The following is a 26424-nucleotide window of genomic DNA, read 5'->3' on the forward strand; positions in this document are numbered from 1 at the left end:
GCATGCATAGCATTTACTTCCAAACCAATTATTAAATTTGCTACACAACCAATTATCGTCCGCATGGAAAGCATTGCCCCTTATAAGTCACGCTACAAAATACGCTTTGTAACAGCCGCTTCGCTGTTTGACGGGCACGATGCCACCATCAACATTATGCGCCGCATACTGCAAAGCAGCGGGGCCGAGGTGATACACCTGGGTCACAACCGCTCGGTGGACGAGGTGGTGAACTGCGCCATCCAGGAAGATGTGCAGGGGATTGCCCTCACCAGCTATCAGGGTGGTCACCTCGAATACTTCAAATACATGCACGATCTGCTGGCCGAACGCGGGGCGGGCCACATCAAAATATTCGGGGGCGGTGGCGGCGTGTTCCTCCCTCATGAAATTGACGAACTCCAGGCATATGGCATCGCCCGCATCTACTCGCCCGACGATGGCCGCACCATGGGACTGCAGGGTATGATAAACGATATGCTTACACAATGCGATTATCCCACCGTTACCCAGCTCAACGGCGAGGCGACCAAACTACAGCAGAAAGAGCCGGCAGCTATAGCCCGGCTTATTAGCTGGGCAGAGAACACCCCACCCAAACCCTCCCCAAAGGAGAGGGCTTTTGAAAAGCCAAATGATCAGAAAGTCTCCCCTTCCGGGGGCGATTTAGAGGGGGTCGTGCTCGGCATCACCGGTACTGGCGGTTCTGGCAAATCGTCGCTGGTTGATGAAATTGTACGCCGTTTTCTGCTGGCTACCGATAAAACACTGGCTATTATCTCCGTAGACCCATCCAAGCGCAAAACCGGCGGGGCACTCCTTGGCGACCGTATCCGCATGAACGCAATTAATAACCCGCGGGTGTATATGCGCTCGCTGGCCACGCGGCAGGCCAACCTGGCCCTGTCAAAACACGTGCAGGAGAGTATTGATATATGTAAAACTGCCGAGTTCGATCTCATCATTGTAGAAACCTCGGGCATCGGCCAGTCGGACACCATGATCACCGACTACTGCGATGTTTCCCTCTATGTGATGACACCCGAATTTGGCGCCGCTACCCAGCTCGAAAAGATAGACATGCTCGACTTTGCCGACCTCGTGGCCCTCAACAAATACGACAAACGCGGCGCCCTCGATGCCCTGCGCGATGTACGCAAGCAATACAAACGCAATCACCAACTGTTTACCGCTAATGATGATGACCTGCCAGTGTACGGCACTATGGCTTCGCAGTTTAATGACCCAGGTATGAATACGCTGTTCGCCGCCATCATGAAAACCATCAAAGCCAAAACCGGGGTGGATTTATTGGAACGGGGTTCGGGGAGTGTGGAACGGGTGCCGGCAGGTGAAGAACCCGAGAAAATATACATCATCCCCCCCGACCGTAACCGCTACCTAGCCGAAATTGCCGAAAGCAGCAAGGCTTACGATGAGTGGGTGAACGAGCAATGTAAAATTGCCCAACAGTTATTCCAGGTAAATGGAGTGATGGAATTGATGGGCCTCACCCCGGCTCTCTCCAAAGGAGAGGGAGTACAGAAAGTCGCCCCCATTGGGGGAGATTTAGAGGGGGTTCTTAAAGCTCTCCAAGCCCAGTTTCACCCCGACTGCAAACGACTGCTACGCGAATGGCCCGAAACCGTTAAGAAATACAAGGCCGAAAACTTTATTTATAAAGTACGCGATAAGGAGATTAAACAACCCCTGTATTATACCTCGCTGTCGCAATTGCAGATACCCAAAATAGCGCTACCCCGGTACCAAGCCTGGGGCGATGTACTGCGCTGGCTGCTTACTGAGAACGTTCCGGGCGAGTTCCCTTACGCTGCGGGGGTGTTTCCGCTGAAACGTGAGGGCGAAGACCCTACCCGCATGTTTGCCGGCGAGGGCGGGCCCGAGCGCACCAATAAGCGTTTTCATTATGTGTCGCTCGGTCAGCCAGCGCACCGGTTATCTACCGCCTTTGATTCGGTTACCCTCTATGGTGAAGACCCACACATACGCCCCGATATTTATGGTAAAATAGGCAACTCCGGCGTAAGCATCGCCACGCTTGATGACGCTAAAAAACTATATTCCGGATTCGACCTGTGTGACGCGTCCACCTCCGTATCTATGACTATCAACGGCCCGGCCCCGATGCTGCTTGGCTTTTTCATGAACGCCGCTATTGACCAGCAATGCGAAAAATATATTACCGAGCATAAACTGGAACATTTGGTGGAAGCAAAGTTTAAAGAGTTATATAATGATAGGGGGTTGGAGCGGCCGAAGTATAATGGCCTCACCCCGGCCCTCTCCAAAGGAGAGAGAGTAGTTTTGCAAATCGAAGGAGTTAAAAAAAGAGGTTACGAAACTGCTGATCCTGCTTTGTGGGGGGCTTTACCCACCGGCAACAACGGCTTAGGCTTAATGTTATTAGGTTTAACCGGCGATCAGGTATTGCCTGCTGATGTTTATGAAAAGATAAAAGCGTATGCCATATCAACCGTTCGGGGTACGGTACAGGCCGATATCCTGAAGGAAGATCAGGCGCAAAACACCTGCATTTTCTCTACCGAATTTGCCCTGCGCATGATGGGCGATATGCAGCAGTATTTTATCAGCGAAAAGGTCCGTAATTTTTATTCGGTATCTATATCGGGCTATCACATCGCTGAGGCTGGTGCCAATCCTATTACTCAACTGGCCTTTACGCTGGCAAACGGTTTTACTTACGTAGAATATTATTTGAGCAGGGGGATGCATATCGACGACTTCGCGCCTAACCTGTCGTTCTTTTTTAGTAACGGTATCGACCCGGAATATTCTGTAATTGGCCGCGTGGCCCGCCGCATCTGGGCAAAGGCCATTAAAAATAAATACAAAGGGAACGACCGCTCGCAAAAACTCAAATATCATATCCAAACCAGCGGCCGGTCATTGCATGCGCAGGAGATTGATTTTAACGATATCCGCACCACGCTGCAGGCACTTTATGCTATTTATGATAACTGCAATTCGCTGCATACCAATGCGTATGATGAGGCCATTACTACCCCTACAGAAGAATCGGTACGCCGGGCTATGGCGATACAGCTTATCATTAACCGTGAGTTGGGCCTTGCCAAAAATGAAAACCCGATACAGGGCGCTTTCATTATTGAAGAACTGACCGACCTGGTAGAGCAAGCCGTTCTTACCGAATTTAAGGCGCTGAATGACCGTGGTGGCGTACTGGGCGCCATGGAAACCATGTACCAGCGCGGTAAGATACAGGAGGAATCATTGTATTATGAAACCCTGAAACATAACGGCGAATACCCTATTGTAGGTGTTAACACATTTCTCAACAAAAAAGGTTCGCCAACTATTGTACCGGGTGAGGTGATCCGCGCCACTGAAGACGAAAAACAATACCAGATAGCCACGTTGGAGGCATTCCAGCACCGCAACCAGGAGCATATTGCTCAGCGGTTGAAAGAGCTGCAGCACACAGCCATCTCAGGTGGCAATATTTTTGAAAGCCTGATGGAAGTATGCAAATATTGCTCTTTAGGACAGATTAGTCACGCGCTTTATGAGGTTGGCGGGCAGTACAGAAGGAATATGTAGAGCCCCCCGGTCCCGTGAGGGGGTGTTGTTAAAAAGGGAGAAACGGGTTAAACAGATTTACTGATTAGCCTTTTCACCGCCTTTCCGCAATCCTAACAATCCCAGCAATCCAAACAATCCTAAAAGGCCCCAGTTGTTGTGGCTATCTGTCGATGCTGGCTGTTCGGTGGGTTTTGATACCTCTGCGGCCGAAGCAGATCTTACGCTTGAGTCGCCCGCGGCTACCGAGCCATTGCTATCGGCGAGGGTACCGGTGCCTGTTCCTGATACTGTAGCTGCTCCGGGTGCCCCCTGGCTGGAGCCGTTGCCTGCACCTGCTCCGTTTGGTTTAGTGGTTGATGATGTATCCGTTTTAACCGATTGCGCCATTACCGGGGTAACGGCGCCAAGTAATGTACTTATGGCCAGTACATGTACTATTGTTTTTAATGCTTTCATTTTATAGGTTTTGATGTAGTTATAAAATAACAATAGCTATGCCACTGATTAAATCCGCTTTCCTGGCAAGAAGTATTTTCAATCAATATTTTAAATTGGATAACTCCTCCCATTAAAATATAGCGCTGGAAATATAAATTTGCTGTATGCAACCTCAACACCAGGAAGACCAAACTTTTACCAAAATTATTGCCGACCAGATAACCGGACATAACCGAACCTATGAGAACTGCAGATTTATCAACTGCGATTTTTCCTATGCTAATTTGTATAGTCTTGTTTTTACCGATTGCACATTTGAGGATTGCAACCTGTCACTCGCCGATGTAAGTAGTGCGGGCTTTCAAAACATCAACTTTATACATTGTAAGCTAAGCGGCGTAAATTTTAGCAAAAGCATTGATTTTTTGTTCGAGGTGCATTTTGAAAACTGCATACTGGATAATGCCGTTTTCTACAAAAAGAAGAACAAAAAATCCCGGTTCAGCGATTGTTCCATGGTAGAGACCGATTTTACAGAGTGCGACCTCACTGATACCAAATTCATTAACTGTAACCTTAACCGGGCATTTTTTAGCCGAACCATACTCAAGGGCGCCGATTTGCGTACGTCATATAATTTCACCATCGATCCGGATGATAACCAGCTCAAAAAAGCGCAGTTTTCGGTTCATGGTCTGCCCGGCTTGCTCAGTAAATATGATATTAAGATTGAAGGATAATATTTTGACTATTTATTTAGTTATATTTATTATTCGATAAACCTTATGCAAAAAATCACATTGCTTGCTGGATTAATATTTTTTATACTTAGTGCATCTGCACAAGATAATAAATCGGTTTGCGACAAAATAAACAACCTGAATACGGCTATACTTAACGGGCAAATCAAGCGGCCTGACGCGGCTAAACAATTCAAAACCCTGATCAATCAATTACGGCAAAACAGGCACGTACCTGAAGCATTAGATGGATGGGTATTCCCGCTCCGCAAATATAATTACCATGCTATTGGCGGCAACGGGAGCGGCTATTCTGATAAAGGTTACCATTACCTGGATGGAAATAAACACTCGGCCCACCCTGCCCACGATATTTTTATAAATGATAAAAATCAGGATTGTTTAGACGATAAATCAAGTAAGCCGGTTGATGTACTCGCCGTTGATTATGGTATTGTGATTGCCTGCTCAAACGAATGGGAACCAACCAGTGGTTTGCGCGGAGGTAAATATATATGGATAAATGACAACTATGGTCAGCTTATTTATTATGCCCATAACCAGGCCATCTTTGTAAAGCCAGGAGACGAAGTAAAAGCAGGTCAGACAATTGCCAGGGTCGGTCGTACCGGCTACAATGCTTACAAAAAACGATCCCCTACGCATTTACATTTTTCGGCATTTAAGTTAGTTGATGATCTACCCGTGCCTTACAACCCTTATGAACAACTAAAAAAGGCGAAAACATTATGAAAGGTTTACTCCTGCTTACTTTATCAGTATTGCTTATTGCGCCGGCAAAAACCGACAATGTTTTGACCCGCTTTAAAATACCCGCCGGCTATCACCGCTTAACGGCTGCACCGGGTAGTTTTGGTAACTGGCTTCAAACCTTGCCGCTTAAGCCCGCAGGAACCCCTGCACGCACCTACAAAGGCAATGTTGCCAGTACCGAGAGCTATACCGCTGGTATTGTTGATATGAGCATAGGCAATCAGGATTTGCAACAATGCGCCGATGCCGTGATGCGCTTGCGTGGCGAATATCTTTATCAACAAAAAAACTATAAAGCCATCAGCTTTAATTTTACGAGCGGGTTCCGTTGCGATTTTGCCCATTATGCGGATGGTTACAGGTATAGCAATGATCACTGGGTTTTAAAAGCTAAAAAAGATTACAGCTATCCTAACTTTTTGCGTTACATGAATCTGGTATTCAGCTATGCTGGTACGCTGTCATTGCAAAAAGAGTTAAAACCGGTTCAGGATATATCAGCAATTAAAGCGGGGGATGTTTTTATAAAGGGCGGCTCTCCCGGGCATTGTTTTGCAGTCATGGACGTTATAGAAAATGCACAGCACCACAAAAAATTTCTGCTGGCTCAAAGTTATATGCCAGCTCAAAATATACAGATATTGCAGTATTTCGGCGATCCATGGTTTAGCGCCGATATAGCTTCGGGTATTCCTTATGCCGAATTGATTAAGCCAGCATATCTGAAACGCTTTAATTAAGCGTTTTGTAGGCTTATCTCTACACTACATCATCATATTTATAACTCATAAACCCGGGTAAATTTCAGGATCTAAACTTCAAACTGACAGTCGGTTAACGGCTTTTAGAAAGCCGGGATATATTAAAAGGCATGGTGATTGTCCATCTATTGATAATAAACAAAAGGATAATCACCATGAGGATATAGCAATTGACGGATTCCAGCTTTTTATCATTACCCTGCTGCTATTGTTTGTAGTGCTCAGCATCATGGGTTTAGCCGGTCGGTTTGACTATTGGACAACCCGTTTCACCCGCCACACCAGGCATATGACCAGCAGAGTCCGCGGCTACTTTGATCGCAAACTCAAACGTGAACAGCTCCGCCACGACAGATAGCACAGTCCTATCTTTTTTCTACCCTGTCATAAAATCCGCCGAAAGAGTTCAGCTTCACCCCATCTTCCCTGAAAAAATCGCCGGGGAAACCAAGTTCAATGGCGCTGGCATCACTAAGTCTTTTCAGTTGATCTTCGCTTAGGGTAACATCAACGGTTTTCAGGTTATCCAGCAGTTGATCAACTTTGGTAGCGCCTACTATCGGGATACATGAAAAACCCTGCTGGCGGGTCCAATTTAGGGCTACATGACTTTCAGATACGCCCAGTTCAGCCGCTATGTCCATAACTACCTTAGTAATGGCTTCGCTGCGCGCGTCCAGTCTTTTGCTTTCGGGTTTTATCCTGCCTTTATCGCCTTTTAAATATTTACCGGTAAGCGCCCCGCCGGCCAATGGCGCCCAGGGCGTAACCGTCATACCGAAATGTTTGGCCATCGGTATCAGCTCCCGCTCGGCAGTACGGGCCAATAGGCTGTATTCTACCTGTAGAGCGATGAACTGGCTCCAGCCCATAAATTCAGCCAGTGTATTCCCTTTAGCTATTACCCAGGCCGGTGTATCACTAATAGCGGCATAAGTAACCTTGCCTTGTTTTATCAAATCGTCCATGGCGCGCATTACTTCATCAATCGGCGTAATATCATCCCAGATGTGCAGGTATAAAACATCAATAAAATCAGTCTTTAAACGCTTCAGGCTTTCCTCCACACTGCGCATCATGTTTTTGCGGTTATTGCCCGATGCGTTAGGGTTGGTCATATTATCCTTTAAAGTATATTTAGTAGCCAGTACAAAATAATCACGGTCATGATTGCTCATGTATTCGCCTATTATTTTTTCGCTGGTACCCAGTTTATAAATATTGGCCGTATCTAAAAAATTGCCGCCGGCATTGGCGTAGGCATCCATGATGGAAAAACTGGTATCCTTATCAGCCCCCCACCCGGCTTCGGTACCGAAACCCATAGTTCCTAAACATAATTCTGAAACTTTAAGGCCCGAGCGGCCAAGTAATTTGTAATTCATACAGGTAGTATTTAATGATCCTTTTCAACAATGTCATTGCGAGGAAGCCCCTCTAAATCTCCCCCAAAGGAGGAGACTTTAAAAATATTCTAAAGCCCTCTCCCCTGGAGAGGGTTGGGTGAGGTTCCCTGCAATGGCACGGTTTGTTTAACAAACAATATTAACTATTGCTTTGTAATATTAAACATACAAATGTATTATCATGAAAATTATAACCCTGCATACAGCAATTAACATAACTGAACTTTACAGTATCCTGCAACAAAAGGTTAACCCGCTTTTTCATGAGCAAAAACAAAGCGATATTAATTTCACTATAACCCGTAAGGATGATGTCATCGAGATTTCGCAGCCCGAAATGTATGAGGGTGTTCTGTTCAGTATTGTTATTAAAGGAACTGAATTACACATAACCCGCAATGAGCATTATGTTGATGATGTAAACTCACTCACTGTTGAATCCATCCTTAACGACCTGTTTAATGGCCTCTCCCGGAATCAAGGTACCGATCTGGTGCAGGAAGGCTAAAAGATTTGAAATATAATTTTTAGCTTTAACATAAAATCTGCCTGTTATGCCTAAAAATTATTGCCTCCTCATCTTGCTTTTATTAGCGGCGTTTACAACCCAAGCTCAAAAAAAAACCGACGTAAAGGGTTACCCTATAATTATTAATCGCGACACGCTTTTTACATTTTATGCCGGGCAAGGTTTGTTTGAGCCTGCGGAGCGGGCCGCCATTGTAACTAAACGTATTGAGGGCCTGGTTAACCGCATTGATTTTAACGCCGACTCCCTTACCTTAAAAAACGACACTGCTGTTTCGGTAATTGCATACAACTCGCAAATTATACTGGCTGTAAATAATAAAGACGCTACATTTTCTGAACTCCCCCGCGCCCAACTGGCAGCCAGCTATCTGGATATACTGAAAAAAAAGCTGGGTAATTATTTTACTACCAATAACACCAAACAAATGGTCATTAATATCCTGCAGGCCATAGCGGTGGTTATTCTTGTTATTGCTTTAATCTGGGCGTTAAATAAGGGCTCCAGGTGGGTAAAGCTAAGAGTATTAAGGACGTGGGAAAATCGTATGGACAAACTGGCGGCACAGGGCGCCCCGGTTAAGTATGCCAAGCGCCTGTTGCCGCTTATCACCAGTTTATTGCGTATAGCCCGGTTTATATTGATCATTATTGTGGTTTACCTGGCACTACCGGTGCTGTTCTTTATTTTTCCATCGTCAAAGCCAATTGCATCGCAGCTGCTGAGTTATGTGGTAAATCCGTTTAAAAGCATATTGCTGGCCCTTGTGCATTATATACCCAACCTGCTTACCATTGCCGTTATTTATGTGGTAACACGGTATATTGTAAAACTGGTGAAATTTATAGCCAATGAAATTGCATTGGGAGCCATCACCATTAACAGCTTTTACCCGGAGTGGGCCATGCCTACCTACAATATTATCAGGGTGCTTTTATACGCATTTATGTTTGTTGTGATATTTCCATATCTGCCCGGTTCCGATTCAAAAATATTTCAGGGAGTGACCGTTTTTTTAGGGGTATTATTTTCGCTTGGATCTTCGTCGGCCATATCTAATATGGTAGCTGGCATTGTGCTTACGTATATGCGGCCGTATAAAGTTGGCGACCGTATTAAGGTAGGTGATGCCATGGGCGATGTAGTTGAAAAAAACCTGCTGGTAACCCGCCTGCGTACCATTAAAAACGAAGACATTACCATACCCAATGGCACCATATTAAGCGGGCATACCACCAATTACAGCACAGTGGCCAAAACCATGGGCCTCATATTAAATACCACAGTTACCATTGGTTACGATGTGCCCTGGCAAACAGTACATAACCTGCTTATCAGCGCGGCCGAAGCCACTGAGGGCGTATCAACCGAGCAAAAGCCTTTTGTGCTGCAAACAGCGCTTAATGATTTTAATGTAAGCTACCAGGTAAACGCCTATACCCCGCTATCAAACCAAATGGCAGGCGTTTATTCCCGGCTGCACCAAAACATACAGGATAAATTTAACGAAGCCGGGGTAGAGATCATGTCGCCGCATTATACTGCATTGCGGGATGGCAACCATATACAGATACCCGCGGATTATGTACCGGAAGACTATAAAAAGCCGGGGTTTAAGGTGGAGGGGGAATAAATAAACAGATTATAAAAAACATGTCATTGCGAGCGATAGCGTGGCAATCTCAAGCTATACAGGGAGACACTTGCATAGGTCGCGATTGCTTCGTCGTTCCTCCTCGCAATGACATTAAGGAGGTGTACACGACACATAAAAGATCCTTCGCCCCCGCTCAGGATGACAAGTTTGTTATTTTTCCTAAAACAAAAGAGGCGCAGATGATGCGCCTCTTTTCTATATTTTAACCAAGAAGTCTATCCGTTTATCCAACTGAACTTGTACTCCAGCATGGGGTTTTTCATCCGCTCGGCAACACGCAGTAAACGTGTTGGCAGGTTCATGATATAATCACGTGCTTTTTCTCCGGCTTCGTTAAGGTCGGTAGCACTTTCAATGTGCCAGTCTTCAATCAGTTCTTTTAGTATATCTACATAGTCAATAGCGGTGTAGATACCCAGGCGTTGGGCAGCATCCGTAAAATGACCAAAGGTTTGACCAATTTTCAAACCTACTTCACGTAAAAAGTGTGCAGGCATCACAATCTTTTTGCGCATCATATCTTCAAAGGCTATCATGGCTTCGCTTGGGTCAACTTCAAATATCTTTTCGATAAAGTATTTGTAAGCCTTGGCATGACGCGCCTCATCGCCGGCAATAACACCGCACATTTTTGACAGCAGGGTATCGCCATCTTTTTTGGCCTGTGAAGCCACACGTCTGTGCGATACATTGGTAGCCAGCTCCTGGAACGATGTATATATAAAGTTGCGGTAAGGATCGGTACCGGTACCAATATCAAAGCCATCGGCTATGAGGTACTGGGTTGATACTTCCATCATGCGCATGTTAACACGGCCAGACAGGTACAGATATTTGTTTAACAGGTCACCGTGACGGTTCTCTTCGGCAGTCCAGTGACGGGTCCATTTCATCCAACCGCCTTCTTCATCTTTTGAAACGCCTTCAACCATGGTAAGCCATGATTCGTAAGTTGGCAGGGCTTCTTCTGTTATAGTATCACCAATTAAAACTGCAATAAGGTCATAGCTTAAGCCCTGGGCGCTTTCCTGCAATTCTTTAATTTCGCTGAAAAAAGAATCTCTTGTAGAATCGGGTAAAAAATCAGACGGTTGCCATATTGTATCAACAGGTTTTAAATATTCGAACATTTTTTCGAGCATAAATTGCTCAATATGTCCCATTACCTCCCGACGTTTTTCTTCAAAAAATTTCATAACAGAATATTACTCAACAAAGGTAATCAATTAAAAATTATTAACATTATTTCATTTTGCAGCGCTATAGCCTATGGCATCACGCATACAGGCCGATAGTGATTTAACAGATGGCTTACCCGTAAATATAGAAAAGGAACTGTTATAATCCCAAAGCATACCAGGTATATTTAATTTTTTAAGCGCAACCCTCACGGCCTTAATATACCTGCAGCGGCTGCCAGGATCGGCGTATTTATTATACACCCCATACTCGCCGCATATAATGGGTACCCCATACTTATCTGCCCAGTTTTTTACTATCCGCAGCTTATCATTTATCGACCGCTCATTACCGTCAATTTTGTACAGGTTATAATTACTTTCGCCGGAGGTGCCTTTTGCTTTTGGGTTAAGGGCTGGAAAATTTTCCGCATTATAAGGAAATGATACCCCGGTTGTTGCTACCTGGTTGCCTACCCACTCCGCGCCCTGGTGGGTAAAAAAGAAAGGCTCGTAAAAATGGAAGGTATAAATAATATTTTCGTCGGCCAGGCGCACAAATCTGCTCAATTCGTAAATACTGTTATAGTTAGAAGCCCCTATGATTAAGGTGCGCTGCTTGTCAATTTTCCGGATGGCGGTTAGAATATTGTATGCGGCATCTTTCCACACTTTGGGGTTTATTTTGGGCGGTTCATTGTACAGTTCAAAAAAAACATCGTCGGGGTTTTCGTGCTTATATCTTTGTGTTAATTTAAGCCAAAGGGCAATTATTTTTGGCGTTTCAGTTAAATAATTAGTATCCGTAAGTTTCCCATAATGATAATCTATTACCAGCTTAAAACCGTAAGTATGGCATTGTTTTATAACCTTGTCTATACAGGTAAACACACGTTCGGCGGGTATATGTTCAGCTTCAAACCGGCTAAAGGCCACCGGGAGCCTGATGCTCTTAAAACCCAGCTTTTTGAGCAGCTCAAGATCGGTTTTTTTGATGCCTTCTTCGCTTAATGGTTGTTTAACCCAGGTTTGCTCGAGCCATGAAATACTAATGCCATTATTGAGGCTTTGTGCACGTTTAAACGCCTGTGCACGTAACTGCTGTACCTTTGGACTGCTTTTTGCATCAGCGCAAACGGCTGTTAATATTATTATTAACAAATAGTTTAAGAGTTGCGTAAAAGGAATGGTTTTGTTACTCAATATTTTAAACCTATTATAAACCGTTAACACGTAGCCTAAATTTTAAATATAATTCAAGATAACGAATAATGTTTGTTCAAATTTCGAAAGACGAATTAATAAAGGAAACCGCAAAAAAAGCGTGGTACCAAACAAATAATATTATTTGGACTATCATATTTATTTACCCGCTTTTCTTTATTATCGATTTAGTATATGCAAAGGATGTATGGGTTCAGTTTTTTATTGTACGATTAATAACCTGCGCTTTGATTTTTGGCTTGCACACCATTTTTGTAGCCAAAAGATATGATTACAGGCTGTTGCTCCATATGAGTCTTTTTATGCTTTCGGTTACATCGGCCGTTTTATGTAATATAGTTCCTATTCAAAGCCTTAACATTTATTACCTGCTTTTTGCAACTGTTATATTGTTTTTTAACCTGCAGGTTTTCTGGGAACCTGTAAACTCCATTATTCAAACCCTGATAGCATTATTGTTATTAGCTATATTTTTTAATTTATTAAGTGAGTATAATTTAGATATTGTTATCAGTAACGGCGGACAGCTGTTTTTTATAATAGCCCTGTTATCATGTATTATTCCGGGTACCCGCTATAAGGTAATGAAAAGGGATGTACGCTCGCAGATTTTGATTGAAAAATCAAATGAGCAGTTAAAGCAGCAAAATACCGACATCAATGCTAAAAACAACCTCATCGACGCGCAATATGAACAACTGCGCAAGCTTGACGGCCAAAAGAACAGCTTTATTAATATAGCTGGTCATGATCTTAAAAACCTTATCGGATCAATTGTGATGAGCAATAACATGATCAAAGAGGAAGACTACCGTTTAAGCACCGATCAAAAGGAGTTTGTGGGTTATATTTCAGAATCGGCCGAAAAGATGCAGTATATGCTCAATAAGCTGATGGATGTAAAGGAGATCGAGTCGCCGGAGATGAAATTTAATCTTGAGGTATTTGATGCCAATGTTGAAGTGATGCATGTTTTCAGGGGGTTGTATGAAACCGCACAGATGAAGAATATTCATCTTACCAACAACATATTAAAACTGCCTCTGAACGTTAGGCTCGACCGTGTATTTGCCGGTCAGGTGTTTCAGAACCTGTTATCAAACGCTATTAAATTTTCGCAAACCAATAATGAGATCAGGGTGGTTACCAGCCTGCAGCGCCAAAAATTTGTTTTTGAAATTATTGATGAAGGCATTGCCATAGGCCAGCAGGAGCTTGACATGATGTTCAATAAATTAAAAACCCTTAATGATACATCGGGCGTTAATGAAAGCCGCCTTGGGTTGGGCCTTTCCATTGCCAAATTAATGACCCAGGAACTGGGTGGCGAACTTAACTATCGCAGCGACGATAACGGCAATTATTTCAGAGTTGAATTTTACGTTATAAATTAATATTTACAGCCAAATGAATAAATTTTTATCCCTATTAGCCTTTGTTTTTCTATTTAGTACAGCGACGCGGGCACAAAGCATAGTAACCTTTAAATCGCTTGGGCATGAGGACGATGTGATATATGGAATGAGCGGTGCCAATTCATTTTATGTTAAAATTACACCGCTTACAGAAATGAATGGCAGTAAGCTGGTATTATATTTTGAGCCTTCACAAGCGCTGATAAAGGAACGCTCATACATCAACATAGTTATTAATAACAAACCTGCGTTTAGCGGTCATTTAACAAAAGATTCGATACAGAAACTTACCCTAAACCTAACCCGGGCCGATCTGTCGCCCGATAAGTATTTGAAAATTCAGGTTAAAACTTTACTCACTATAACCGATGATGAGTGTAAGGATCTGGACAATCCTGCTTTATGGTTAAAGGTTAAAAATTATTCATACCTGTCATTAGTAAAAAGCAACAAGAGCTTTTTTGATAACGTAAATATCAGCAACTGCTTTGATTCAAAAAAAGCAATAGTTTATCCTTCAAATCCAAGTCTGCATGATCTTAAGGCTGTAGCCTGGGCATATTCCCGGTTAAAAAAGACACAAAACAGGAATATACAGGTTTATGAAGAAAGTAAATTACCCGATAGCATCCGGAATTACATCAGGGTTGGTGCTTTATCAAGCCTGCCGGCTGATGCACGTTCTTTAATTAAAGTAACTCCACAAAATGGCCAGGGCTTATTTTATCTGAATAAATCGGTAAGCCTGGTTACTGATACCAATACACGCATGGTTACGTCGCCAAACGGAACTTTAACGCCTGTAAAAACTGTAAGCCAGGAGAACGTATCAAAAGAGACATTGTTTATTACAGGCGGCGATGACAATGGTTACGAAAAGGCAATTACTGCTTTGGGTAATATGAACATCCTGAATTCAACTTATGGCGACTACCTGTTAATTGAAAAAGCGCAAAACACCTTCTTCAAAAGCATTGACGAGAACCGCTCAAAATTATCACTGAAACAAATTGGAGGCATGAGCGACTTTTTATCAGGTATCGGTTCATTAAAAAGCGCCTACAGCTTTAAAAACAGTGACTTTAGCTTTACCCCGAAAGAAGTTGAAATACATTTTGTTGCCAACTACAGCGGCTTAAGCCCCGGCGACCGCGGTTTCTTTAATATTTACCTGAACGGATTGCTCATCAGCAGTGAAAAGCTGGATGCATCAGGAAAATTGAATACCTCGATAACCATTAACCGTTACCAGCACCACAAATACAATACGCTCGAGGCCGAGTTCAGGTTTTTCCCAACCAATGGCCATTGCCGCGACAGCTTTATCAATTTCTTTGCTGAGGTTGACGTTGATAAATCATACCTGGAATCAAAAAACCCATTCATCACCAGCAACCTGAGCTTTTACCAGTATCCGGAAGCTTTTAATACCGGTACAACCCGTATAGTGGTGAACAAAGATTATGCTAAATATGCTGCCGGCGCACTGGGCGAAATTATTTATGAGCTAAACAATAACATCAATGCCAATAATTTCCCTGAGTTTGTTTATTCAGACCAGATTCAGCCCGAAGAGCTTAAAAAATATAATATCATCGCGCTTTTGTCAAAAGAAGACAAATTATTAGATGAGTTCCCTGATGCCCCTATCAAATTTAATCGGGACTTCAGGTTGTATAATACGGATAATAATACGCCGGTTTACTCCCTGTCCGACACGGTATCGAACGGTCTGGCGCAAATATTTTATGGCCGCAGCAACAATGCTACGCTGGTAATTACGGGAACCGGCAAGCATGTAGCCGAAGCGTTTTTGGCCGCGTCAAAATCAATTACTGAACAGCTTTCAACGCTATCAAGCAACGTTTGTATATCTGATGTTAACTCTAACAAGTACCTGTTCAACATCAATAAATCAAGCGAAAACCTGGAGTATATTGATACCAAGAGCGGACTAACCCGTTTCTGGGACAGCTATAACCTGTATATACTATTAGGTATCCTGATATTGATATTGCTTTCGTTCCTGTATGTTCGGTCAAAAGTTCAAAAATCACAGGAGCTGTTTAAAGACTAAGATATTATCCTAAACATCACAAAAACATAGAGTACCTATCATGTAATTAGCCTTAAAACAAGGCTATTACATGATTTATTTTAACACTTTTATTTAAATATAATGAGTATTTCTATTCCTGAACTTTTGGTTGCCGATGGGTTCATAACACCAGCTGATCAGGAAAAAATTAATAATTTTTCAAAAAAGACGGGGTTATCATACACCAAAATAGCCCTGAACTTTGGTTATATCTCCCGCAAAAATTATGAGCGCTCATTAACCAACGCGGGTTTCACGTTTGCGCAGGTACGGAACGAGGCTTTTGATACTACGGTATTAAAAAAAGTTGAACTAAAATTCGCCAACGATCACATAGCGTTACCGCTCCGCATTGAAAACAATAAGGTAGTAACCTTAATGAGCGATCCCAGCGACCAGTTTTTTATTGATTTTATAAAATTCACTTATGACTTGGAGCCTGAAATCATCGTAGCGCATGACCTTGATATTATATGGTTAAGCCATAAGCTGCTTGGCGAAAAGTATGTTAAAGCCTCCGTTTTTGAACTCTTAAAACGCGACCCCAAAAGTTCGGCATCAACAACATTTACCAGTCCGCAGCTTATTACTATTTTTATTATCATTGCTATTACCGCTATAGGGCTGGTTTTAAGCTTTAAAAATACCTCTATTATCATTAATGTTATCCTCAGTACATTTTTCCTGGTGGCTATTATTTTTAAGCTGTTCCTGGCACTGGTTGGCTCGCGCTTTGAGCTGCACCAGGCCGTAACCAAAACCGATGTGCGTAATGTGGTGGATAATGCAGTCCCGGTTTATACGATATTATTACCTGTTTACAAAGAAGATAAGCTGATTAAAAAACTGATCTGGAACTTACAGAGTATCGACTACCCACGCGAACAGCTTGATATTAAATTGCTCATTGAAGAAGATGATGACAAGACATTAAAGGCGGTACAAAATCTTGATTTCCCCGCTGTTTTTGAGGTAATTGTGGTGCCCTTCCACATGCCCAAAACCAAACCGAAGGCATGCAACTACGGTCTGCATTTTTCAAGGGGTAAATATTTAACCATATACGACGCCGAAGATATCCCGGATACCGACCAGCTTAAAAAGGTAGTGGCCTTATTCAACAAACTGCCTGAAAAATATATTTGTGTGCAAAGCGCGCTCAATTACTTTAATCGTAACGAAAATTTCCTCACCAGGATGTTTACCCTGGAATATTCGTATTGGTTTGATTATATGCTGCCCGGCTTAGATACGCTTGATATCCCTATTCCGCTGGGTGGTACCAGCAATCACTTTAAAATGGATGCCCTGATTGAGTTAGGCGCATGGGATCCGTTTAACGTAACTGAAGATGCCGACCTTGGTGTGAGAGCCTATGCCAAAGGCTATAAGGTAGCCATCATCAACTCTACCACATACGAAGAGGCTAACAACGAGCCTTTCAACTGGATCCGTCAGCGCTCACGCTGGATCAAGGGCTACATGCAAACCTACCTGGTGCACATGCGCAATCCGGCGGCTTTGGTTAAAAAAATTGGCTGGAGGGGATTTTTAGGGTTTAACTTTTTCATCGGCGCAACGTCGGCCACGTTTTTAGTTTACCCGCTTTTGCTGGGCATATTTATCAGTTACCTCATATTTGATTTTTCAACCATGCGCACCCTGTTCCCGGACTGGGTATTGTTCATGTCGATATTTAACCTCATGGTGGGTAATATCCTCATGATATATATTAACATGATGGCCGTGTTTAAACGCAGGTATTTCGAACTGATACTGTTTGCCATTGCTAACCCGGTTTACTGGCTCATGCATTCGGCAGCGGCATATATGGGCCTGTACCAGCTGATAGTAAACCCTTTTTATTGGGAAAAAACGAATCATGGATTAAGTAAAGTTAATAACCCAACAAACGTTATTAAATAAGATAGTGCTGATGAAAATTTCAAAAAATCAATACCTCTTTATTTTAACCCTGATACTTGGCATTTACTACCTGGTAATTGGCATTTACCTGAACCATTTGGGTTACTATAACCGGGAGAGCATTTTTTATATCGAAAAAACTAAGATAGTTTTCGAGGGCCTGGGCAACCGTATCAAGGTAATGGGGCTTACTTCGCCGCTATTGCCATTTTATACTACCTTTATTTTTAACGCCATCAATTCCTACCTGGCGCCGGTAATAGCATCGGCAATTGGTACAGCGGTTCTGTTTTACATTATTGCCCGTGCACTTATCAATCGTATAGATGATGATTTTTACCTGTACCTGGTGCTGCTATTGTTTTTTCTGCATCCGGGTTTATTGTACGCGGCGGCTTCGGGGAAAGCAATTTACATGGTGCTCATTTTCTTTTTCCTTTTCTTTTTTAACCTGCTTAAATTTTACCGCTCAAATACAACCTTCCATGTTTCGCTGGCCAGTATATGCCTGGTGATCCTTATTTTTTGCGACTATAAATTCATCTGGCTTACCCTGTTTTTTGTGCCGCTGGTATTGGCCATCACCCTGCAAAGTTTAAACCTGGGCGAAAAGGAATCTATTTTCAGGCTGTTTTTAAGCTTTAACAGTCCGTCGCTGCGCCGTAAGCTCATCAATAAAACATTCGCTATCTACATTATCCTGTTTATTTTACCGGTAGCATCGGTTATTTGCTATAAGCTGTTAAACCTTACCCACGCTAACGATTTAAATTATTTTATTGAAAGCCCCTATGCCACCTGGAATGTACTGGTTGATAAGCTTAATTATGATATCATGACAACCAGCGCTAACTACCAGTTGCCCGAGTTATCCATCATGGTATCCATAAGGGTGATCTGTTTTTGTCCGCTGATATTGATTGCCATTTACCTGTTCAGGGAAAGTACCTACCAGGCCTTAACTATTTTAACCCCTTTTGCCTTTATCGAGTTTTTGCATATAAAGTACGACAAGCTATTTCTGAATTATCAGTATTACCTCATTTTCCTGATCATGGCATTGCTTTGCCTGGTGTTTAAGGCACAAACCGTAAAGAAGCAATATGTATTTAAGCTGATACTGGGTTTTGTTATTCTGCTCCAGTTATACACAGGATATATATTCCTCTACAAATCACTTATAACCGACGAAAAGAAATTTATAACCACGCTTACCACGCTTGTGCCCAATACAGACCAGAGCGAAAACATGGAACTGGCAGACGTTATAAATAACCTGCCAAAAGATAGCCACATATTAATGGACGATGCAGTTTCATACCCCATAGCCGCATTTACACACGACATTACCAAACTTACCCTGCCTTACCAGGATCTGTTCTTGAGCGCCATAGAAACGCCGTACCGTTACGACGATTATATACTGATTGCCACTGCCAAGAATCCATTTACAGGTTATACACAGCTTAACAATCGGTACATACCGCTCATCAGAATAGTAAACAGCGGCGTAAATTATCAAAGAGTATACGAAACCGACAACTGGATACTCTACCGCATCATTTCAACACAATAGCCTAATCCCTATCACTATATATCAAGAAAACCCGCCGGCAACGGTGGGTTTTCTGTTTTTGAGGGATAATGATAATTAATTAACGAATCGGACTAACATGTAATGGCAAATTTTGTATAGAACAATCTTGTAAATGGCAATAAGATATTCAATGTAGCTATTTGCCTTTTCTTATCTTAATAGTGTATTTTAGACTGCAATTTTTAGAAATCTATAATTATATAAAAAATTACTAACTACAGAAATTATGTCTAATGCTCAGATCGGCATATGTAAATTATGTGGTACTAAAGCTAAATTAACATATGAACATGTTCCTCCTAAAAAAGCCTATAATACTAATCGATTTTATATTTTCCCTTCTGATTCATCAATAGATGATCCTTTCCTTAAAAATCCAAGGGGGCGACCAGAACAAGGAGGTATTGGCTATTACTCGCTTTGCGAAACATGTAATAATAATACTGGAGGTTGGTACGGCAACGCTTATATAGAATTCGTTAATCAAGCAGTATATAGATTAAGATTAGCTGATGCTCAATACGTTAATGGAGATCCATACATCATTCATCCATTAAAAGTAATCAAGCAAATTATGTCATTCTTCGTAACTCTTGGTTCTATTAACTATTCAGAGAACTTTCCCGATTTGACAGAATTCGTTTTAAACAAATCAAGTCGGATTCTACCGCCAAACTATCAAGTATTTATGTACTATAATGATAGTAGCAACTATCGATATATGGCAGATAACTTTGTATATGATAAAGGGATAATTCAGAATTACAGCGAGATTGCACATTTTCCATTTGGTTTCTTACTTAGCTTTAAAAAGACAGACGTTCCAATTGATAATAGATTAGTCGATATAACAAGTTGGAAAAATTATCCTTTTGAAAGAAAGAATATTCGCCTTTCTATTCCAGCTGTAAAGTTACCTGTCGAATTAGCGATGTTTCCTGGCGATTATCGAACAAGAGAAGAAATTGAAACTACTATTAAAGAATCTACAGAAAGATTTGGTACTCGCTAACCTTAAGATTAGCGATATTTCAAAAAATCTATAAACGCAAAAAAGCCTTAGTGTTATACTAAGGCTTTTGGTTTTACATCCTTTGCTGGATGATAAGGTTTGGCACCGACCTACTCTCCCACGTTTTACCGCAGTACCATCGGCTCTGGCGGGCTTGACTTCTCTGTTCGGAATGGGAAGAGGTAGACACCGCCGATATAGGCACCTGAATATTTTTAATGTTTTTTAGTTTCGTGGTTCGTGTTACCTGGTTCCGGTTTTTACCCGTAACTGGCAACCGGTTTCCCGATCCTGCCAAACAATGACATATTATTGAAAGAAGTGATTGAGTTAGAGAAAACAACAGCTTTTGTTGTTTTTGTTTTTGCGGGGTACAGTCTTACGACCGTACCCACACTTTTTCTATCTGAAGAAAGCTTCGGGCAATTAGTATTACTCGGCTATGATGTCACCACCTTTATACCTGTAACCTATCAACGTAGTAGTCTCCTACGACCCTCAATGGAAGTCTCATCTTGTGGCTAGTTTCGCACTTAGATGCTTTCAGCGCTTATCTATTCCCAACGTAGCTACTCTGCAGTACACCTGGCGGCATAACAGATTCACCAGAGGTTAGTCCAACCCGGTCCTCTCGTACTAAGGTCAGCCCCACTCAAACTTCCTACGCCCACAACAGATAGGGACCGAACTGTCTCGCGACGTTCTGAACCCAGCTCGCGTGCCACTTTAATGAGCGAACAGCTCAACCCTTGGGACCTTCTCCAGCCCCAGGATGTGACGAGCCGACATCGAGGTGCCAAACCTCCCCGTCGATATGAGCTCTTGGGGGAGATCAGCCTGTTATCCCCAGCGTACCTTTTATCCTTTGAGCGATGGCCCTTCCATGCAGAACCACCGGATCACTATATCCGTCTTTCGACCCTGCTCGGCTTGTCTGCCTCACAGTCAAGCAAGCTTATGCTATTGCACTCCGCGTACGGTTACCAAGCGTACTGAGCTTACCTTTGAAAGCCTCCGTTACCTTTTTGGAGGCGACCACCCCAGTCAAACTACCCGCCAAACAATGTCCCCCGTCTTACAGGGTTAGACACCAAATACAGAAAGGGTGGTATTTCAACGTTGACTAACCAACTCCTAGCGAAGCTGGATCACAGTCTCCCACCTATCCTACACATCCTGTATCCGATATCAATGTTAAGTTGTAGTGAAGGTGCATGGGGTCTTTCCGTCCCGTTGCGGGTAACCGGCGTCTTCACCGATACCACAATTTCACCGAGCTCATGGCTGAGACAGCGCCCAGATCGTTACACCATTCGTGCAGGTCGGAACTTACCCGACAAGGAATTTCGCTACCTTAGGACCGTTATAGTTACGGCCGCCGTTTACTGGGGCTTCGATTCAATGCTTCGCCTTGCGACTAACATCCCCTCTTAACCTTCCAGCACCGGGCAGGTGTCAGGCCTTATACGTCATCTTTCGATTTTGCAAAGCCATGTGTTTTTGTTAAACAGTCGCCTGGGCCTTTTCACTGCGGCTGACATTGCTGCCAGCGCCCCTTCTCCCGAAGTTACAGGGCCATTTTGCCGAGTTCCTTAGCCATGATTCACTCGAGCACCTTAGGATTCTCTCCTCGACTACCTGTGTCGGTTTACGGTACGGGTTTTTATAACCTGAAGCTTAGCGGGTTTTCTTGGAAGTCTGATTACCTGAACTATCTCGTCCCCCGAAGGTTTCAAGTACTATCAGCTTTCAGCAAATTCTGCGTACTTAACTACAGAACCTATACCTACGGCCTTTAACGAACTATTCCGTCAGTTCGCGTCAGTGTCACTACTCCGTCACCGCATCGCAGTTATAAAAAGTACTGGAATATTAACCAGTTGTCCATCGGCTACGCCCTTCGGCTTCACCTTAGGCCCCGACTAACCCTGATCCGATTAGCGTTGATCAGGAAACCTTAGTCTTTCGGTGGGCGGGTTTCTCTCCCGCCTTATCGTTACTTATGCCTACATTTGCTTTTCTATAACCTCCACAGTCGGTTGTCCCTCCTGCTTCTCCGGCATATAGAATGCTCCCCTACCAGATGCATTACTGCAAATCCATAGCTTCGGTATACTGCTTGATGCCCGTTTATTATCCATGCCCGATCGCTCGACTAGTGAGCTGTTACGCACTCTTTAAATGAATGGCTGCTTCCAAGCCAACATCCTAGCTGTCTGTGCAATCGGACCTCGTTAGTTCAACTTAGCAGTAATTTGGGGACCTTAGCTGATGGTCTGGGTTCTTTCCCTCTCGGCCATGGACCTTAGCACCCATAGCCTCACTCCAGCGTATATTATAAAGCATTCGGAGTTTATCTGGATTTGGTAGGATTTGACTCCCCCGCACCCAATTAGTAGCTCTACCTCTTTATAACTCAACCGCCAGGCTGTTCCTAAAAACATTTCGGGGAGTACGAGCTATTTCCCAGTTTGATTAGCCTTTCACCCCTACCCACAAATCATCCGGAAACTTTTCAACGTTTATCGGTTCGGTCCTCCAGTACCTGTTACGGCACCTTCAACCTGTCCATGGGTAGATCACAAGGTTTCGCGTCTACCTCCCCTGACTATACGCCCTATTCAGACTCGCTTTCGCTTCGGATCCGTGTCTTAAACACTTAACCTTGCCAGGGAAGAGTAACTCGTAGGCTCATTATGCAAAAGGCACGCCGTCACACATTACTATGCTCCGACCGCTTGTAAGTACACGGTTTCAGGTTCTATTTCACTCCCCTGTTCGGGGTTCTTTTCACCTTTCCCTCACGGTACTGGTTCACTATCGGTCTCTCAGGAGTATTTAGCCTTACCGGATGGTGCCGGCAAATTCCCACAAGGCGTCTCCGACCTCGCGGTACTCAGGATACCACTATCCTATCATTACTTACCCGTACGCAGCTCTCATGCTCTATGGCCGGGTTTCCCACCCCGTTCCGGTTCATTTTGATATTCATATTGTGGTCCTACAACCCCCATACTGCCGTAACAGTATAGGTTTGGGCTTCTTCCATTTCGCTCGCCACTACTCTGGAAATCACTATTGTTTTCTCTTCCTCTGCTTACTTAGATGTTTCAGTTCAGCAGGTTAGCGCATTTATGCAATTAGCCTTCAGCTAATTAGGTTTCCCCATTCGGAAATCCGCGGATTAAGTCATATTTGCTAATCCCCGCGGCTTATCGCAGCTTATCACGTCCTTCATCGCCTCTGAGAGCCAAGGCATCCCCCGTGTACCCTTTCTTACTTTCTTCTACTCATGCGCCTTTTGCGCCGCATGGTATGTCTTTATTTTAGTTAGTTGTAATTCGGACTTCCTGACTTTCAGACTCGGGGACTTTATGACCGAAGTCATCCGTTTTCCTTTATCTTTCTCTCATTGATCCAAAGTCTACAACGTCCCTATTCTGTTGTTTTCTCTTTTTCAATTACTTCTTCCAATATGTCAAAGAACTTTACCCCATTCCAATTAAATGGTCATTTGCATGATATCCTATCCTTTTCAGGAAACGGAGGGTGTGTGGAGAATAACGGATTCGAACCGTTGACCCCCTGCGTGCAAGGCAGGTGCTCTAGCCAGCTGAGCTAATCCCCCTTAAGATGTTACTTGTAGTCCCGAGCAGATTTGAACTGCTGACCCCTACATTATCAGTGTAGTGCTCTAACCAAGCTGAGCTACAGGACTCTATTGTTGTGTGCAGTCTTTAGTTTGCAGCTTGCTTCTTTGTTAGCTCTTGTTGCCAACTGCTAACTGCATTACTGCCCACTATGAACTGCCAACCGTGTCCCTTGCTTCCTCTTCGGTTACAACCACTGATGGCTTCATCTTTTGGGTTTCTTTTTGTCTTTTTTTGATTTAAGAAATAATCATGTAGGTAACTGTTACCTGATACCTTTAGGAAACTGCTCCAGAAAGGAGGTATTCCAGCCACACCTTCCGGTACGGCTACCTTGTTACGACTTAGCCCCAGTTACCGACTTTACCCTAGGACGCTCCTTGCGGTTACGCACTTCAGGCACTTCCAGCTTCCATGGCTTGACGGGCGGTGTGTACAAGGCCCGGGAACGTATTCACCGCGTCATTGCTGATACGCGATTACTAGCGAATCCAACTTCACGGGGTCGAGTTGCAGACCCCGATCCGAACTGTGAACAGCTTTTGGAGATTGGCATCCTGTTGCCAGGTAGCTGCCCTCTGTACTGCCCATTGTAGCACGTGTGTAGCCCCGGACGTAAGGGCCATGATGACTTGACGTCGTCCCCTCCTTCCTCTCTATTTGCATAGGCAGTCTGTTTAGAGTCCCCACCTTGACGTGCTGGCAACTAAACATAGGGGTTGCGCTCGTTGCGGGACTTAACCCAACACCTCACGGCACGAGCTGACGACAGCCATGCAGCACCTAGTTTCGTGTCCCGAAGGACTAAAGCGTCTCTGCTTTATTCACTAACTTTCAAGCCCGGGTAAGGTTCCTCGCGTATCATCGAATTAAACCACATGCTCCTCCGCTTGTGCGGGCCCCCGTCAATTCCTTTGAGTTTCACCCTTGCGGGCGTACTCCCCAGGTGGAATACTTAACGCTTTCGCTTAGACGCTGACCGTATATCGCCAACATCGAGTATTCATCGTTTAGGGCGTGGACTACCAGGGTATCTAATCCTGTTTGATCCCCACGCTTTCGTGCCTCAGTGTCAATGACACCATAGTAAGCTGCCTTCGCAATTGGTGTTCTGTGACATATCTATGCATTTCACCGCTACTTGTCACATTCCGCCTACCTCTAGTGTATTCAAGTTCTTCAGTATCAAAGGCACTGCGACAGTTAAGCTGCCGTCTTTCACCCCTGACTTAAAGAACCACCTACGCACCCTTTAAACCCAATAAATCCGGATAACGCTTGGATCCTCCGTATTACCGCGGCTGCTGGCACGGAGTTAGCCGATCCTTATTCTTACCGTACATTCAACTCTTTACACGTAAAGAGGTTTATTCCGGTACAAAAGCAGTTTACAACCCATAGGGCCGTCTTCCTGCACGCGGCATGGCTGGTTCAGACTTTCGTCCATTGACCAATATTCCTTACTGCTGCCTCCCGTAGGAGTCTGGTCCGTGTCTCAGTACCAGTGTGGGGGGTCATCCTCTCAGATCCCCTAAACATCGTAGCCTTGGTAAGCCGTTACCTTACCAACTAGCTAATGTTCCGCATGCCCATCTTGTTCCTATAAATATTTGATTATAATGCGATGCCACATCATAATGTTATGCGGTCTTAATCTCTCTTTCGAGAGGCTATCCCCCTGAACAAGGTAGGTTACATACGTGTTACGCACCCGTGCGCCACTCTCATGAAAAGCAAGCTTCTCAATCCCGTCCGACTTGCATGTATTAGGCCTGCCGCTAGCGTTCATCCTGAGCCAGGATCAAACTCTCCATTGTAAAATGTTTTGTTTAACTCTGACCCTATTATTAATAATAGAATCTGTATTATGTATCTTTATACAGCTTCCTTTGTTTCTGATAACTTACCGGAGAGGGTTTAGTTTCCCCGATCGTTACGCTACATGATTTTCTATTTCTTAAAAGAACTTTGCGCTTCCCCGTCCCGGTTCCGCTTATTATCTTGGAGTTGTTACACTCCTTAACTTTTCATTTTTGTCCGCCGGAATCGCTCCGGCTTCTCTTGTCTGGCTACTCGCTTCCTTTCGTCCGCTTTCCCCTTTTTGTTACTCATTAACCGCTGTTAACTTTCTCTTTTTGCTCTGCCGGAATCGCTCCGGTTTTCCCTTCTCCCTCACTCAGCGTTTCCGCCTTTTTTCTTTCCTTCGTTTCGGGAGTGCAAAGGTAGAAACCTTTTTCTTATTTCCAAAACTTATTTTTTTTATTTTTCTAAGCTTCGTTTTCCCGCCGTTTTCTCTCCCACTCTTCTCCTTCGTTTGCGGGTTGCAAAGGTATAAACCTTTTTCAATTTCCGAAAATTTATTTGAAGTTTTTTTGGCTTTTATTTTTGCTTGTCAATCTCACTTATCTTACTCACAAAAACCACTTCACTAACCTTT

15 protein-coding genes, 2 tRNA genes and 3 rRNA genes are annotated in these 26424 nt (G+C 43.6%); 11 read left to right on the plus strand and 9 right to left on the minus strand.

What is annotated here, in order from left to right; genetic code table 11:
• Positions 1-63: 63 nt before the first annotated feature.
• Positions 64-3600 carry a methylmalonyl-CoA mutase family protein gene (locus tag SNE25_RS29410; protein ID WP_407667060.1) on the plus strand — a complete coding sequence of 1179 codons (3537 nt, stop codon included), beginning with the start codon at positions 64-66 and terminating at the stop codon, positions 3598-3600.
• A 57-nt stretch (positions 3601-3657) separates the two neighbouring features.
• Here the strand turns inward: SNE25_RS29410 and SNE25_RS29415 are convergent, their stop codons facing one another.
• The gene (locus SNE25_RS29415; protein WP_321562579.1) at positions 3658-4038 is read right to left on the minus strand and encodes a WGxxGxxG family protein; all 381 of its coding nucleotides are present in this window, start codon (positions 4036-4038) and stop codon (positions 3658-3660) included.
• Between the two features lie 146 nt (positions 4039-4184).
• Here SNE25_RS29415 and SNE25_RS29420 point away from each other — a divergent pair, with 146 nt between their 5' ends.
• Genes SNE25_RS29420 through SNE25_RS29430 form a run of 3 tightly spaced genes read left to right on the plus strand, consistent with a single transcriptional unit; the run spans position 4185 to position 6274 of the window.
• A complete protein-coding gene (locus SNE25_RS29420; RefSeq protein WP_321562580.1) occupies positions 4185-4760 on the plus strand; it encodes a pentapeptide repeat-containing protein in 576 nt (191 codons plus the stop codon).
• Positions 4761-4805: 45 nt separating this feature from the next.
• Complete coding sequence (locus SNE25_RS29425; protein ID WP_321562581.1) at positions 4806-5513, plus strand: M23 family metallopeptidase; 708 nt, start codon at positions 4806-4808, stop codon at positions 5511-5513.
• Positions 5510-6274: a DUF4846 domain-containing protein gene (locus SNE25_RS29430; RefSeq protein WP_321562582.1), complete on the plus strand. Its 765-nt coding sequence runs from the start codon at positions 5510-5512 to the stop codon at positions 6272-6274. The genes SNE25_RS29425 and SNE25_RS29430 overlap by 4 nt, the downstream gene beginning before the upstream one ends.
• Positions 6275-6660: 386 nt before the next feature.
• Here the strand turns inward: SNE25_RS29430 and SNE25_RS29435 are convergent, their stop codons facing one another.
• Positions 6661-7680, minus strand: a complete 1020-nt coding sequence (locus tag SNE25_RS29435) for an aldo/keto reductase (protein WP_321562583.1) — start codon at positions 7678-7680, stop codon at positions 6661-6663.
• Between the two features lie 202 nt (positions 7681-7882).
• Between SNE25_RS29435 and SNE25_RS29440 the strand changes: the two genes are divergently transcribed.
• The gene (locus SNE25_RS29440; protein ID WP_321562584.1) at positions 7883-8209 is read left to right on the plus strand and encodes a hypothetical protein; all 327 of its coding nucleotides are present in this window, start codon (positions 7883-7885) and stop codon (positions 8207-8209) included.
• A gap of 46 nt (positions 8210-8255) precedes the next feature.
• Entirely contained in the window at positions 8256-9863 is a 1608-nt protein-coding gene (locus tag SNE25_RS29445; RefSeq protein WP_321562585.1) for a mechanosensitive ion channel family protein, read from the plus strand.
• 239 nt (positions 9864-10102) lie between these two features.
• Here the strand turns inward: SNE25_RS29445 and SNE25_RS29450 are convergent, their stop codons facing one another.
• Entirely contained in the window at positions 10103-11083 is a 981-nt protein-coding gene (locus SNE25_RS29450) for an acyl-ACP desaturase (RefSeq protein WP_321562586.1), read from the minus strand.
• Between the two features lie 51 nt (positions 11084-11134).
• Positions 11135-12226 (minus strand): glycoside hydrolase family 5 protein, encoded by a 1092-nt coding sequence (locus SNE25_RS29455; RefSeq protein ID WP_321562587.1) that lies wholly within the window; start codon positions 12224-12226, stop codon positions 11135-11137.
• A 110-nt stretch (positions 12227-12336) separates the two neighbouring features.
• On the opposite strand from SNE25_RS29455, the gene SNE25_RS29460 reads away from it, so the two are divergent.
• The 5 genes from SNE25_RS29460 (at position 12337) to SNE25_RS29480 (ending at position 20337) form a co-directional block, all read left to right on the plus strand.
• Entirely contained in the window at positions 12337-13683 is a 1347-nt protein-coding gene (locus SNE25_RS29460) for a sensor histidine kinase (RefSeq protein ID WP_321562588.1), read from the plus strand.
• A gap of 13 nt (positions 13684-13696) precedes the next feature.
• Positions 13697-15781 (plus strand): cellulose biosynthesis cyclic di-GMP-binding regulatory protein BcsB, encoded by a 2085-nt coding sequence (locus SNE25_RS29465; protein WP_321562589.1) that lies wholly within the window; start codon positions 13697-13699, stop codon positions 15779-15781.
• A gap of 102 nt (positions 15782-15883) precedes the next feature.
• Positions 15884-17728 (plus strand): glycosyltransferase family 2 protein, encoded by a 1845-nt coding sequence (locus SNE25_RS29470; RefSeq protein WP_321562590.1) that lies wholly within the window; start codon positions 15884-15886, stop codon positions 17726-17728.
• Between the two features lie 10 nt (positions 17729-17738).
• Positions 17739-19304 (plus strand): hypothetical protein, encoded by a 1566-nt coding sequence (locus tag SNE25_RS29475; protein ID WP_321562591.1) that lies wholly within the window; start codon positions 17739-17741, stop codon positions 19302-19304.
• Between the two features lie 247 nt (positions 19305-19551).
• The gene (locus SNE25_RS29480; RefSeq protein ID WP_321562592.1) at positions 19552-20337 is read left to right on the plus strand and encodes a hypothetical protein; all 786 of its coding nucleotides are present in this window, start codon (positions 19552-19554) and stop codon (positions 20335-20337) included.
• 97 nt (positions 20338-20434) lie between these two features.
• On the opposite strand, the gene rrf is transcribed toward SNE25_RS29480, so the two are convergent.
• The 5 genes from rrf to SNE25_RS29505 all read right to left on the minus strand — a co-directional run bounded on the left by rrf (position 20435) and on the right by SNE25_RS29505 (position 25804).
• Positions 20435-20546 (minus strand): 5S ribosomal RNA (gene rrf, locus SNE25_RS29485).
• 197 nt (positions 20547-20743) lie between these two features.
• Positions 20744-23624 (minus strand): 23S ribosomal RNA (locus tag SNE25_RS29490).
• A 267-nt stretch (positions 23625-23891) separates the two neighbouring features.
• Positions 23892-23965, minus strand: a tRNA-Ala gene (locus SNE25_RS29495).
• A 15-nt stretch (positions 23966-23980) separates the two neighbouring features.
• Positions 23981-24055, minus strand: a tRNA-Ile gene (locus SNE25_RS29500).
• 227 nt (positions 24056-24282) lie between these two features.
• Positions 24283-25804: ribosomal RNA gene (locus SNE25_RS29505) — 16S ribosomal RNA — on the minus strand.
• Together the 16S, 23S and 5S rRNA genes with 2 tRNA genes alongside form the textbook arrangement of a ribosomal RNA operon.
• Positions 25805-26424 lie beyond the last annotated feature (620 nt).

Origin of the sequence: Mucilaginibacter sabulilitoris (genome assembly GCF_034262375.1) — a bacterium.
Classification (GTDB): domain Bacteria; phylum Bacteroidota; class Bacteroidia; order Sphingobacteriales; family Sphingobacteriaceae; genus Mucilaginibacter; species Mucilaginibacter sabulilitoris.

What these genes read in the sequence shown, in the direction of transcription:
- SNE25_RS29470 (WP_321562590.1), top strand. Translation starts at nt 15,884, where the DNA reads ATGAGTATTTCTATTCCTGAACTTTTGGTTGCCGATGGGTTCATAACA.
- SNE25_RS29465 (WP_321562589.1), top strand. Translation starts at nt 13,697, where the DNA reads ATGAATAAATTTTTATCCCTATTAGCCTTTGTTTTTCTATTTAGTACA.
- SNE25_RS29475 (WP_321562591.1), top strand. Translation starts at nt 17,739, where the DNA reads ATGAAAATTTCAAAAAATCAATACCTCTTTATTTTAACCCTGATACTT.
- SNE25_RS29415 (WP_321562579.1), bottom strand. Translation starts at nt 4,038, where the DNA reads ATGAAAGCATTAAAAACAATAGTACATGTACTGGCCATAAGTACATTA.
- SNE25_RS29480 (WP_321562592.1), top strand. Translation starts at nt 19,552, where the DNA reads ATGTCTAATGCTCAGATCGGCATATGTAAATTATGTGGTACTAAAGCT.
- SNE25_RS29420 (WP_321562580.1), top strand. Translation starts at nt 4,185, where the DNA reads ATGCAACCTCAACACCAGGAAGACCAAACTTTTACCAAAATTATTGCC.
- SNE25_RS29460 (WP_321562588.1), top strand. Translation starts at nt 12,337, where the DNA reads ATGTTTGTTCAAATTTCGAAAGACGAATTAATAAAGGAAACCGCAAAA.
- SNE25_RS29430 (WP_321562582.1), top strand. Translation starts at nt 5,510, where the DNA reads ATGAAAGGTTTACTCCTGCTTACTTTATCAGTATTGCTTATTGCGCCG.
- SNE25_RS29435 (WP_321562583.1), bottom strand. Translation starts at nt 7,680, where the DNA reads ATGAATTACAAATTACTTGGCCGCTCGGGCCTTAAAGTTTCAGAATTA.
- SNE25_RS29425 (WP_321562581.1), top strand. Translation starts at nt 4,806, where the DNA reads ATGCAAAAAATCACATTGCTTGCTGGATTAATATTTTTTATACTTAGT.
- SNE25_RS29450 (WP_321562586.1), bottom strand. Translation starts at nt 11,083, where the DNA reads ATGAAATTTTTTGAAGAAAAACGTCGGGAGGTAATGGGACATATTGAG.
- SNE25_RS29410 (WP_407667060.1), top strand. Translation starts at nt 64, where the DNA reads ATGGAAAGCATTGCCCCTTATAAGTCACGCTACAAAATACGCTTTGTA.
- SNE25_RS29445 (WP_321562585.1), top strand. Translation starts at nt 8,256, where the DNA reads ATGCCTAAAAATTATTGCCTCCTCATCTTGCTTTTATTAGCGGCGTTT.
- SNE25_RS29440 (WP_321562584.1), top strand. Translation starts at nt 7,883, where the DNA reads ATGAAAATTATAACCCTGCATACAGCAATTAACATAACTGAACTTTAC.